Below are 11,646 nucleotides of genomic sequence, written 5' to 3' on the forward strand. Positions count from 1 at the left end.
TCGGGTCAGGGACTACCGTTCACCGCAATCTGCGAAAACGCGCCGGTCTGCGGGTCGTACAGCGCACCCCAGAACATGCTGCCACCGTCGCAGACCTGGATCGCCTCGGTGGCCGGTTTCACCTCCGGCGTATTCGGCAGCTTGAAGGCGTTGATGTAGATCAACTGCTGGCCCTGGATCACCACACCCACGTATTGACGGTCGAACGCGCGCGGCTGGGCAATGGTGGGCGTCAACGCATCCTGCCGCGCTTCGAGCTGTTCGACCTGCTGATGGCTCGGCGCCCAATAGCCGCTGATCTGGCCGGGATGCTTCGCCGGGCTGTCGCGCGAACAGGTTTGCAGTACCTGCTCGGCGACGCCCTGCCGGGTGATGATCCACGACTGCCCGTTCTTGAGATTGGTCGGCACGCTGGTCGGCCCCTGCGTGGTGGCGCAGCCAGCCAGCGCGATCACGGCAAGCGCCACTGCGCCGCGAAGTGCGCGCATCACAATACCTCCGAGGCGAAGTCGGCCAGACGCGAACGCTCGCCACGACGCAGCGTGATGTGTGCGCTATGCGGCCATGCCTTGAAGCGATCTACCGCATAGGTCAGGCCCGAGGTGGTTTCGGTGAGGTAGGGGGTGTCGATCTGTTCGACATTGCCCAGGCACACGATCTTGGTGCCGGGGCCGGCGCGTGTGATCAGCGTTTTCATCTGCTTGGGGGTGAGGTTTTGCGCCTCGTCCAGAATCAGATACCGCGAAAGAAACGTGCGGCCGCGCATGAAGTTCATCGAGCGGATCTTGATGCGGCTGGCGAGCAGGTCGTTGGTGGCCGCGCGGCCCCACGAGCCGCCTTCCTGGTTGTGGGTGAGCACTTCCAGGTTGTCGGTCAGCGCGCCCATCCACGGGGTCATCTTTTCTTCTTCGGTACCGGGCAAGAAGCCGATGTCTTCGCCCACGCTGACGGTGGCGCGGGTCATGATGATTTCGCGGTAACGCTGCTGATCCATCGTCTGCGCCAGCCCCGCAGCCAGTGCGAGCAAGGTCTTGCCGGTGCCGGCGGTACCGAGCAGGGTGACGAAATCGATCTCCGGGTCCATCAGCGCGTTGAGCGCGAAATTCTGCTCGCGGTTGCGCGCGGCAATGCCCCACACCGCGTGCTGGCTGTTGCGGAAGTCGTCGACCAGGCACAGCGTGGCCTTGCTGCCGCCGACCTTGGCCACGCGCAGCTCGACCTCGTCTTCGCCGGGCAGGTACAGGTACTGATTCGGGTACCAATCTTCATCGTCTGCCAGCACGATTTCGTAATGAGTGCGGCCGCGTTCGTTCCAGCTGCGCAGATCCTCGTTGTGCTTCTGCCAAAAATCTTCCGGCAGCTCGATGGCGCCGGTGAACAGCAGGCTGAAATCGTCCAGCGCACGATCGTTCTGGTAGTCCTCGGCGACCAGGCCGCTGATGTAGGCCTTGATGCGCAGGTTGATGTCCTTGGACACCAGGATGACCGGCACATCCGGATTTTCTTCGCGCAGCGCCAGCACCGAGGCCAGGATATTGTTGTCCGGCAGCATCGCGCCGAAGGTGCGGCCCGGATCGATCGGCTTGATCTGGAAAAACAGGCGGCCGATTGCGGCCTGGCCCTTGAGCTGGATGCCCTGCGGATGGCTGAGCAGGATGCCGGTCTGGATCTGCTCGGCGTTGGTGTTTTCCAGCAATTCGTCCAGGAAACGGCTGACCTGGCGTGCATTGCGACTGACTTCGGAGGTGCCCTTCTTGGCGTTGTCGAGCTCCTCGATCACCTGCATCGGCAGGAACACATCGTGTTCCTCGAACTTGAACAGCGCGGTGGGATCGTGCATCAGCACGTTGGTGTCCAGCACGTAGATGCGCTTGCCTCGGGTCATTGGGTCTTCCAAGTGATGGAGCAGGGGCGAGCCATCACGCCTGCAGGTGCAGGGTGATGGAGGACGCGGGAAGCGAGGGGTGTCACTGTTTGGCGTGCGCCTTTACTGCAGCCAGCACGGCCTCGGCATGGCCGGCCACCTTGACCTTGCGCCATTCCTGCACGACATGCCCCGCGGGCGACAGCAAGAAGGTGCTGCGCTCGATGCCGAGCACCTGTTTGCCGTACATGTTCTTTTCCTTGATCACGTCGAAGGCGCGGCACAGCGCTTCATCGCTGTCGCTGATCAAGGGGAAGGTGAAGCCTTGCTTGGCGCAGAAGTTGTCGTGCGATTTCACCGAATCGCGCGAGACGCCCAGCACCACTGCGCCTGACTTTTTAAATTGTGGCAGCAATGCGTTGAAGTCCAGGCCTTCGGTGGTGCAGCCAGGCGTGCTGTCCTTCGGATAGAAGTAAAGCACCAACCACTTGCCGGCGTAGCCGCGCAGTGTGGTCTGGGTGCCGCCGGACAGCGCCAGCGGCAGATCGAATGTTGCAGCGGGTAATTCCAGCACAGCGTCGGTCATCGTTGCTCAGCCCAAAGTGGAGTGGCGTACGGCGCGGTCATGCCGGGCCGACGTCCATCCCATCATAAGCAGCCACATGGAAACGTTTGGCAAGTGCATCGAACTGCGCATTGCGCTGATTCAGCGATTCGATGGTGTGGTGCTCTTTCTTGTCCACGTGCAGGAAGTACGACTCTTCATCGTCGCCATCGTCTTCGTCGCGTTCGCCGAGAAAGATATCGATGACGCGGTAGCCGTCCTGGGTCAGTTGCTCGGCGAGTTTCTGCAGCGGTTCCTGCGCAGGGTCGGCGAAGAAATATTCCCAGCGCAGCGGGCCGTCGAGATTCCAGTCGGTCTCGGAGCGGATGTGGTCGAACATCTGTTTCAGCGCGGAAATCGCGATGGCCATGGATGGGTGCCTTAGAACTTCATCGGGTCCATGATCGCGTCGAGATTGAGGTGATCACAGAATTCCAGAAAATCATCGCGCAAGGCGGCGATGTGCATGTTGGCCGGCACGCCGATCGTCACCTGCGCAGAAAACATCTCCGCGCCGGTCTGCATGGCGCGGTAGCGCGTGCTCTGCAGGTTTTCGATGGTGATGCCCTGGCGGTCGAAGAAATCGGCCAGCTGGAACAGGATGCTCGGCTTGTCGGCGGCGATGACCTCGACGATGTAGGGCAGCAGGTTGGACTGGGTCTGCTTGGGTCCGGTGCGGTACCACACCAGCTTGAGGCCTTCTTCGCGTTCGAGCCGGGTCAGCATGGCTTCGAGCTTGGCGACCGAATCCCAGGAGCCAGTCGCCAGTGCGGTGACCGAGACGTCCCGCCCAACCGTGGCCAGGCGGGCGTCCACGAGATTGCAGCCGCTGTCGGCGATGCGGCGGGTGACGGGCAGCAGGGGGGACTCCGGATGCGTCGTGTAGGCGTTGATCAGGAGGTGATTTTCGGTCGGCGAAGGCCGGGGTGTAGAGTCGGTCAAAGGGGCTTCCGGCATTGCATCAGGCTGAATGGCCGCCCGGGCAGGCGCCCTGGCGGTGACCAGCATACTTGCCCGTGGTTTCGCGCCGCAAGTAACATGCAGACGGTTTCAACCCGCGCGCGCGGGCCTTTTCTTGTCACGTAAGAGCAGCAGAATCTTGTCCCTTTCCGGCATCATCACCGCGCTCGCGACCCCCTTCGGTCCCGATGGAGCACTCGACCTGGATGCCTGGCGGCGGCTGCTGGAGCAGCAGCTGCATGGTGGCGTGCAGGGAATTGTGGTCGCCGGCTCCACCGGCGAAGCGGCGGCATTGAGCGACGACGAATACGACACGTTGCTGCGTGCTGCTATTGCACAGGTGGCCGGCCGCGTGCCGGTGCTGGCCGGTACTGGCTTGTCCGGGACGGCAAAGACCATTGCGCAGACCCGTCGCGCTGCCGCGCTGAGCGCGCAGTACGCGTTGGTGGTGACGCCGCCGTACGTGCGTCCGACCCAGGCTGGGTTGAAAGCACATTTTCTGGCGGTGGCCGACAACGGCGGCCTGCCGATGGTGCTGTACAACGTGCCGGGCCGTACTGGTTGCGACCTGTTGCCGGAGACCGTGGCCGAGCTGGCGGGGCATCCGAATATTGTCGGCATCAAGGAAGCGCGTAGCGAGCCCGAGCGCGTGGCCGCGCTGGTGGCGCTGCGCAGCGACAGTTTCGTGGTGCTCAGTGGCGACGACGGCAGCGCAGCGCGATCGATGCTGTCCGGCGCTGCCGGGCTGATTTCGGTGGCCTCCAACGCCTTGCCGACGGCGTACCGGCGGCTGTGCGATCTGGCCCGCAACGGTCAGCGCGACGCTGCCATTGCGTGGGATGCGCGTCTGAGCGAGTACCACAGCTTCTGCGGTATCGAATCCAATCCCATCCCGGTCAAGGCGCTGCTGCAGCGCGCCGGGATCGGCCATGGCCTGCGCTTGCCGCTATTACCCCTTTCTGCGGCGCACCAGCCTGCCGCCGACCGCCTTGCCGCCGACGCCATTGCGTTGGAAGCGCTTTCCAGCCGCGAAATGCTCGCGGCCTGACCCAGGAGATCTATCGATGCGTCATTCCGTTTCCCCCGTCCGCGTGCTGTCGCTCGCGTTGCTGGCGACCGCCACTGTCGCTGCCACGAGCGGTTGCAGCTGGTTTCACAAGGGCGCGCGCGGCGACTATGCGCTGGCCCCGGAAGCCCGTCCGCTGGAGGTGCCGCCGGATCTGAACCTGCCCGACACCTCCGGTGCGATGAAGGTGCCGACGCTGGCTTCGACCACGCAGCAGCAGGCCAACACGCCGCCGTCGGCAAGCGCCAATAGCGGGTTCACCGTGCCAGGCGAGCGCGATGAAGTGTTCGGCAAAGTGGGCGCAGCACTGGCCGAGATCCCGGGCCTGACCATTGCCAGCAAGGCGCAGATGCTCGGTTCCTATGACGTGAGCTACGAGGGTTCCAGCTTCCTGGTGCGCGTGGTCAAGGTCGAAGCCGGCAGCTACGTGTCGGCAGTGGATCCGCGTGGCATGCCGGCAACGGCGGCAGCGCCGGTGGCCGTGATCACCGCGCTCAAGGGCAAGCTGGGCGGCTGAGGCCGGTTCAATGCGCTGGAAGCAAAACGGGCGCTTTGGGTGCCCGTTTTGCGTTGGTGCGGAGTTACTGGCGATCGATTGCTCTGCAGAACGTGCGCGGCGGTGTCAACGCGGCGCGTCTGATCGTGCAGCTCAGCGCTGCAGCAGCGGCAATTTGTTGGGCTTGCCATCCCATTCGGCGGCATCGGGCAGCGCTTCCTGGCGCACGGTCAACACCGGCCAGGCCTTGGCAAGTTCGGCGTTGAGTGCGACGAAGCCTTCCTGACCTGCCGGCACGTCGTCTTCCGGATAGATCGCGTTGGCCGGGCATTCCGGTTCGCACAGGGTGCAGTCGATGCACTCGTCCGGGTCGATGACCAGGAAGTTCGGGCCGACGTGGAAGCAATCCACCGGACAGACCTCGACGCAGTCGGTGTATTTGCACTTGATGCAGTTTTCGGTGACAACAAAAGGCATGGCGGAATCCGGCGTTTAGCCTTCCAATTCTAAATCAGTCGCGTGATGGGTGTGGGGTTGTCGACGTTTAGGCTGGCTGGTCAGGCCAGTCCGCGCTGCCTGGCCAGTGCGAACAGCCCCGTCGCAGCCAGATCTTCCGGATGCAGCTGGCGTTCGACGCCCAGGTGCTGCAGCGCCAACGCGTAGCGTTGCGCCAGCCCAGGGCTGCCGACCAGGTGCACGGTGGCGTGGTTGCCGCGGTGCTCGCGCAGTTCGTGGCCGATCAGCAAGCCCGATAGGTAAGACGGCAGCGCCGCAGAGGACAGCCGTTCGAACAGGCCGAGCGTGCGGGTGCCGAACAAGTGGTGACTGAGTCCACCGGGCTCGCTGCTGCGGTCGACACCTTGGAGGAATGCTGCAGTGTCAGGCTCGGCGTGGTCGTCATCCATCAGCTTGCCGAGGATGCTGTGCTGACGCAGCACTGCGTACAGCTCGCCGGTCATGACGGTGGCAAACCCGGTCAGCTGATCGTTGTCGATGTACGCCCATTTGCTGTGCGTGCCGGGCAGGCAGGCGACATGCGCGCCATTGCCGAGAGCGCTCATCAGGCCGACCAACTGGGTTTCTTCGCCGCGCATCACATCCGGCACGCTGGCCTGTTCGCCGGTGCTGACGCCGGGTACGAACCACAGCGTGCGACCGGGCAGCAGGTCCTCGTAACTACGCATCGCCTGGGCGAGCGCGGCAGTGTCGGCCGGGCAGGGCAGATAGGCTTGTTCGACCCAGCCATTGCGACTACCGATCATGCCCGAAAGCAACAGCGGGCCGTCCCAGCCGTCGACCAAGCTAGCCAGTACCGCGGCAAAGCGGCCCTGGCAGGCGAGGATGCCGTCGCTGTCGCGCCGCTGCTCAAGCACTTTGCCGTCGGCATCGAGCAGATAGCCGCGCAAGCTGCTGGTGCCCCAATCGATAGCGATCACGCGCTGGCCACCAGGCTCTCTGGCAGGCCCGCGACAGGCAGATCGCACAGGTACAAGCCGCCGGCCTCAGGGGTACGGGCTAACTCTTCGGCGCTGTGGTCCAGACGCGAGCTGATCACGTGCAGACGGTCAAGCGCGGCGCCACCGAAGGCGCTGCAGGTGGGGTGCTTGACCGGCAGTTGCACGATGCGCTCCACGCTGCCGTCGGGGCGATAGCGCACTACGCGCCACGCACGCCATTGCGCATTCCACAGGTGACCTTCGGCATCGATGATCGAACCGTCCGGTTCGGCATCGTCGCGGTCCAATGTGGTGAACACGCGGGTGTTACTGGTCTGCGCAGTCTGGGCGTCGTAGTCGCAACACAGGATCTGCGGGCGCACCGAGTCGCAGTAATACAGCGTGCGGCCGTCGGGGCTGAAGCAGATCGAGTTGGGAATGGACACGCCCGGCAGCGGCAATGCGCGCAAGCCGTGTTTCAGCGAAAACTGGTACATCGCCCCGCGCGCACTCTTGGTGTCGTGTTCGTCCATGGTCCCGAACACGAAGTTGCCGTTGCGATCGGCGCGGCCATCGTTGCTGCGCGTGAGCGGGTTGTCCGCTTCCACATCGGCCAGTTTTTCGAAGGGCAGCACGTCTTCTTCGACGTTATCCGGATCGACAATGCCGATCGCCTCGGCCAGCGCGATCAGCACGCGACCATCGTCCATCAGGCCGATGCAGCCGGGGCGGTCGGGCAGCGTCCAGTAGCGCGTGTGCGCAGTGCCCGGATGATGCCGCCACAGGCGTTTTTCGCTGATGTCGACCCAGTAGAGCGCCTCGCGCTGCGTGCACCACAGCACGCCTTCGCCATGGGTGCAGCGGCTGTCGACCGCCAGCACGGCGGTGTGTTCGGGCGTGCTCACCATTCGGCGATGCTGCCGTCAGCGTGGCGCCACACCGGGTTGCGCCAGTCGGGCGGGTTTTCGTTTGCGCGCTTGAGCATCTCTTCGTCGATCTCCACACCGAGCCCGGGTTTGGGCAGGGCGGCAATGCTGCCATCCACGCAGTGAAAATCGTCTTTGTTGATGACGTAATCGAGCAGGTCCGCGCCTTCGTTGTAATGGATGCCGATGCTCTGTTCCTGCAGCACGGCGTTGTGCGAGACGAAGTCCACGTGCAGGCATGCAGCCAGCGCGATCGGGCCGAGCGGGCAATGCGGCGCGAAGCCGACATCGTAGGCCTCGGCCATCGCGGCGATCTTGACGCATTCGGTGATGCCGCCGGCATGCGACAGGTCTGGCTGCACCATGCCGATACCGCCGGCGCACAGCACGTTCTTGAATTCGAAACGCGAGAACATGCGCTCGCCGGCTGCGAGCGGAATCGAGGTGCTTGCGGCCAGGCGCGGGTAGTACTCAGCCTGTTCGGCCAGCACCGGTTCTTCGACGAACAACGGCTTGAACGGTTCGAGCTCGCGCAGCAGCGCCTTGGCCATCGGTGCGCCGACGCGGCCGTGGAAGTCGATGCCGAAGTCGATGGTGTTGCCGAAGGCTTCGCGGATTTCAGCGACCTTGACCACCGCCGCGTCGACGGCGCGCGCGCTGTCGATCAGCTTCATTTCTTCGGTGCCGTTGAACTTGAAGGTGTCGAAACCCAGCGCGCGGTAGTCGGTGATCTGCTGGATGATGGCGCCCGGGCGGTCACCGCCGACCCAGCGATAGGTCTTCATGCGATCGCGCACCAGCCCGCCCAGCAGCTCGTACACCGGCACGCCCAGCGCCTTGCCCTTGATGTCCCACAACGCCTGGTCGATACCGGCGATGGCGCTCATCAGGATGGCGCCGCCACGGTAGAAACCGGCGCGGTACATGGTCTGCCACAGGTCGTTGATGCGCGACGGATCCTTGCCGACGACATAGCCGGCCAGTTCGTGCACGGCGGCCTCCACCGAACGCGCGCGGCCTTCGATAACCGGCTCGCCCCAACCGGTGATGCCCTCGTCGGTTTCGACCTTGAGGAATAGCCAGCGCGGCGCAGCGTGGTAGGTGGTGAGGCGGGTGATCTTCATCCTTGCAGTTCCTGGTAGGCCTGCACGAAGGCGCGTGCATGTGTCTGGGTTGTTTCGAGCGATTGCGCAGGTTTGTACAGTTCGCCGCCGATGCCGGCGCCGGCGGCGCCCTGGGCGATGAAGCCGGCCAGGGTCTGCGGGCTGACGCCACCGACCACGTAGACCGGGATGTGCTTGGGCAGTACCGAGCGCAGGGCGCGTACATGCGCGGCGCCATAGGTGGCTGCCGGGAACAGCTTGAGAATGGTTGCGCCGGCGTCGATGGCGTCGAACGCCTCACTGGCGGTGGCGAACCCGGCCACCACGGTCAGGCCGCGGGAGACCGCATGGCGGATCAGCGACGGGCGCGTGTTGGGGGTGACGATGAAGCGCGCGCCGATCTCGACCAAGGTGTCGACGTCTTCATTGCGCAGTACGGTGCCGGCACCGATCCAGGCGCGTTCGCCGAAGGTCTGCTGGGCCAGCGCGATGCTCTCGGCCCAGCGCGGCGAGTTGAGCGGGATTTCGATTGCATCGAAACCAGCCTCGATCAGCGCGCCGACATGGTCGAGCGTCTCTTCCGGCGTGATGCCGCGCAGGATGGCGACCAGGGGCAGGGCGAACGGGTTGGCGGTGGTATCTGAAGTCATGCGGTTACTCGCGGTAGAGCAGAAAGCGGCCGTTGGCGACCGGGTGGCCGGCAACGTCGGGGGAGGGTTGCGCGATCGCGCGCGGCGCTGCACGACGGCTGACGCGCAGATCGGGACCAGGACGTGGCAACGAAGGCCATGGATTCCGACCTTGACGCCGTGCCGCCCGCGCCCGCGTGCGCTGTCTTACGGCCTGCATTAGTGGGCAAGATGCCGTCATCGTCGTCCACCTCCGCGTGTTGGCGTGCGTGGTACCGCCCAGGCCCGGGCAAGTCACGTCTGTTTCACCGCGCCCGGGAGGTAGGGGCTCCTGCTGCGGCGGTCGATAGCCTCGCGCGGGGAGATATGTGCTGCAAATGAAATTTTCGGCATATTCTATTCCTTCGACGAATACACGGCCGCAATCGCACGCTATGGCAAATTCCGGTACTCCCTGGTTTAACGCAGCCCGGCTCAAGACCCGCCAGCTCTTGCTACTGCTGCATTTGCACGAACAGCGCTCGGTCTTGCGTGCGGCTGAGGCCGCTAGCATGACGCAACCGGCGGCGTCCAAGCTGCTGGCGGAAATGGAAGACATGCTGGGCGTGAAACTATTTGAGCGGCACGCCCGCGGCGTGGAGCCCACCTGGTACGGCCACGTGCTGATCCGGCGTGCGCGCGCCGCGATGTCGGAGATTGGCCGGGCGCAGGAAGAAATCGCCGCGCTACTGGCCGGGCGCATGGGCCAGGCCTCGATCGGCACGGTAGTCAATCCGGGCACCAACCTGGTGCCGCAGGCGATCGCCGAGGTAAAGCGCGAGTTCCCCGACATCCTGGTGCGGGTGGAAATGGACTACAGCCGCCCGCTGGTGGCCAAATTGCTGGATGGGCAGTTGGACATCGTGATCGGCCGCATCCTGGGGCCGGAAGGGGTGGGCGAGTTGGAGTTCGAACCACTCGCCGACGAGCCGCATTCGGTGATCGCACGTGCCGGCCACCCGCTGGCCAGCCGCGCCGGCCTGCAACATGCCGATCTGGTGCGGCATGGCTGGATCCTGCCGCCGGCCGATAGCGTTCTGCGCGCGCGGCTGGACTCGATGTTCATGGAGCACGGTGTGCAGACGCCGACCAACGCCATCGAAACCTCGTCGCTGCCGGTGACCTCGACCTTGCTGCGCGGCACCGACATGCTGACCGCCTTGCCGGTGGAATCGGTAGCGCCGCTGATCCAGGCCAAATTGCTCACCGTGCTGCCGATCGAGCTGGGCGTGCGGATGGAGTCGTTCGGCATCATCCGTCGGCGCGATTACATCCTGCCGCCGGGTGCCGAGCGCATTTTGCAGGCGTTGCGTACCACTGCCCGGCGTTTGTATCCGGGTTTGCGGGCGCCGGAGTCGCCGGTTTAGCCGGTCTTGGAGAACTGCGTCATCGGATGACCATGGCAACCGGTGCCGATGTGAGGGTATCGCGGCCGCAGTATGACGGGCCGGAACCAGATCCGTCGCAATGCGATGATGCGCAGCGGCCAGTGCAAGATATCGCCGACAGGGGCGCAATGGCGCGCATGTCATCGTCCCGATACCTGGGACGGCGGGAGCGCGGCATCGTGGACTTGGCCTCCGGAATCAGCGCGGTTTGACCTGCCGATATTGCCGGCGATCGCCGTAGGCTGCGCCCTTGGTCTCGACATTGGCACACAACCGGTTGCCACAGAGCGTCACGTCGGCGGCGTTGTAGGCGCGCAGCAACTCCGCACGCACCTGGTTGTCTTCGATTTGCTGGCGATAACGGGTCAGCAACCATCCGCCGCCGCCCAGCAACACCAGCAGACTTCCGACCACCACCGCGGCGCCTTTCCACAGCAACAGGCGCTGCGCCCGCTCGATACGCGTGAGTTGATCGGACAGCGATTGCGCCCCTTCGGCGATCAAGCGACCGGCCTGCTGCAGCCGTTTCTCGAACCCGGCAACCGACTGGTCCATCCCCTGCTGTACATTTTTCACCAACGTGTCGGGAACGCGCTGCAAGGTCTGCTCTGCCGAACGGGTCATCACCCCGGGCAAGGACTGCGCCACCTGTTCCAACTGCTGCGCGAGGCGGCGTTGTTGTTGTTCCATCTCACTGCAGCGGCGCTCGAACTGCTCCATGAGTGCGGCGGTCTTGTTGACCAACGTCAGTGGGTCTTTTGTATCCATTGTGCATCCTGCCTTTGTTGTTGCCCGTTGTTACATGCTGCGCCCACCGATGCGCACCGTTTCTTGTTGCTGTTGCTGTTGCTGTTGTTGCTGCGCCTGCATCGCCTGCTGGGCGGCCTGCTGTTCCTGTCGGTTTACCGTCTCGATAGCCTCGGCGCGCAACGCGCGGCCGGCTGGTTCATTGGCAAGGATCTGGGTCATCAGACGGAACTGATCGCGGTTGTCGTTCTGTCCGGCGGACAACATGCGGTCCAGGAATGCTTCCGGGTCGTCATGCAGGGAGGGCAGTTTATCGGCCGCTTTCTGGGCATCGGGCTTCATCGGGACTTGCCACTGCTGCGGATCATGGCTGTGCTCACGCTCATGC

Annotated in this window: 14 protein-coding genes and 1 pseudogene; 3 read left to right on the forward strand and 12 right to left on the reverse strand. The window is 64.3% G+C overall.

Annotated features, from left to right (window positions below; translation table 11 throughout):
- Positions 1–5: 5 nt before the first annotated feature.
- The 5 genes from NX05_RS02850 to NX05_RS02870 all read right to left on the reverse strand — a co-directional run bounded on the left by NX05_RS02850 (position 6) and on the right by NX05_RS02870 (position 3,476).
- A complete protein-coding gene (locus NX05_RS02850) occupies positions 6–488 on the reverse strand; it encodes a hypothetical protein (RefSeq protein ID WP_039437729.1) in 483 nt (160 codons plus the stop codon).
- Positions 488–1,885, reverse strand: coding sequence for a PhoH family protein (locus tag NX05_RS02855; protein WP_039437725.1), 1,398 nt, complete (start codon positions 1,883–1,885; stop codon positions 488–490). The genes NX05_RS02850 and NX05_RS02855 overlap by 1 nt, the downstream gene beginning before the upstream one ends.
- 82 nt (positions 1,886–1,967) lie before the next feature.
- Positions 1,968–2,450: a peroxiredoxin gene (locus NX05_RS02860; protein WP_010365744.1), complete on the reverse strand. Its 483-nt coding sequence runs from the start codon at positions 2,448–2,450 to the stop codon at positions 1,968–1,970.
- A gap of 37 nt (positions 2,451–2,487) precedes the next feature.
- Positions 2,488–2,838, reverse strand: coding sequence for a ribonuclease E inhibitor RraB (locus tag NX05_RS02865; protein WP_003481909.1), 351 nt, complete (start codon positions 2,836–2,838; stop codon positions 2,488–2,490).
- 11 nt (positions 2,839–2,849) lie between these two features.
- Complete coding sequence (locus NX05_RS02870; protein ID WP_104607773.1) at positions 2,850–3,476, reverse strand: glycine cleavage system transcriptional repressor; 627 nt, start codon at positions 3,474–3,476, stop codon at positions 2,850–2,852.
- 91 nt (positions 3,477–3,567) lie between these two features.
- Here NX05_RS02870 and dapA point away from each other — a divergent pair, with 91 nt between their 5' ends.
- On the forward strand, positions 3,568–4,476 hold the full coding sequence (dapA, locus tag NX05_RS02875; RefSeq protein WP_039437722.1) for a 4-hydroxy-tetrahydrodipicolinate synthase: 909 nt from the start codon (positions 3,568–3,570) through the stop codon (positions 4,474–4,476).
- 16 nt (positions 4,477–4,492) lie between these two features.
- Positions 4,493–5,011: a hypothetical protein gene (locus NX05_RS02880; protein WP_017112600.1), complete on the forward strand. Its 519-nt coding sequence runs from the start codon at positions 4,493–4,495 to the stop codon at positions 5,009–5,011.
- Between the two features lie 132 nt (positions 5,012–5,143).
- Here the strand turns inward: NX05_RS02880 and fdxA are convergent, their stop codons facing one another.
- The 5 genes from fdxA to NX05_RS02905 all read right to left on the reverse strand — a co-directional run bounded on the left by fdxA (position 5,144) and on the right by NX05_RS02905 (position 9,105).
- Positions 5,144–5,467, reverse strand: coding sequence for a ferredoxin FdxA (gene fdxA, locus NX05_RS02885; protein ID WP_010379675.1), 324 nt, complete (start codon positions 5,465–5,467; stop codon positions 5,144–5,146).
- Positions 5,468–5,547: 80 nt separating this feature from the next.
- Complete coding sequence (locus NX05_RS02890) at positions 5,548–6,426, reverse strand: 2-dehydro-3-deoxygalactonokinase (protein ID WP_017118074.1); 879 nt, start codon at positions 6,424–6,426, stop codon at positions 5,548–5,550.
- A complete protein-coding gene (locus NX05_RS02895; protein WP_039437718.1) occupies positions 6,423–7,334 on the reverse strand; it encodes an SMP-30/gluconolactonase/LRE family protein in 912 nt (303 codons plus the stop codon). Before NX05_RS02895 ends, NX05_RS02890 begins: the two co-directional genes overlap by 4 nt.
- The gene (gene dgoD, locus NX05_RS02900; RefSeq protein WP_039437715.1) at positions 7,328–8,476 is read right to left on the reverse strand and encodes a galactonate dehydratase; all 1,149 of its coding nucleotides are present in this window, start codon (positions 8,474–8,476) and stop codon (positions 7,328–7,330) included. Before dgoD ends, NX05_RS02895 begins: the two co-directional genes overlap by 7 nt.
- The gene (locus NX05_RS02905; RefSeq protein WP_010379684.1) at positions 8,473–9,105 is read right to left on the reverse strand and encodes a 2-dehydro-3-deoxy-6-phosphogalactonate aldolase; all 633 of its coding nucleotides are present in this window, start codon (positions 9,103–9,105) and stop codon (positions 8,473–8,475) included. Before NX05_RS02905 ends, dgoD begins: the two co-directional genes overlap by 4 nt.
- 413 nt (positions 9,106–9,518) lie before the next feature.
- Here NX05_RS02905 and NX05_RS02910 point away from each other — a divergent pair, with 413 nt between their 5' ends.
- The gene (locus tag NX05_RS02910) at positions 9,519–10,490 is read left to right on the forward strand and encodes a LysR family transcriptional regulator (protein WP_010365771.1); all 972 of its coding nucleotides are present in this window, start codon (positions 9,519–9,521) and stop codon (positions 10,488–10,490) included.
- Positions 10,491–10,709: 219 nt separating this feature from the next.
- On the opposite strand, the gene NX05_RS02915 is transcribed toward NX05_RS02910, so the two are convergent.
- Positions 10,710–11,279 carry a hypothetical protein gene (locus NX05_RS02915; protein ID WP_053012825.1) on the reverse strand — a complete coding sequence of 190 codons (570 nt, stop codon included), beginning with the start codon at positions 11,277–11,279 and terminating at the stop codon, positions 10,710–10,712.
- A gap of 30 nt (positions 11,280–11,309) precedes the next feature.
- Positions 11,310–11,646, reverse strand: a pseudogene (locus tag NX05_RS24105) (DUF2235 domain-containing protein); the annotation flags it as partial.

The sequence above is a fragment of the Xanthomonas vasicola genome (assembly GCF_000772705.2).
GTDB classification, from domain to species: domain Bacteria; phylum Pseudomonadota; class Gammaproteobacteria; order Xanthomonadales; family Xanthomonadaceae; genus Xanthomonas; species Xanthomonas vasicola.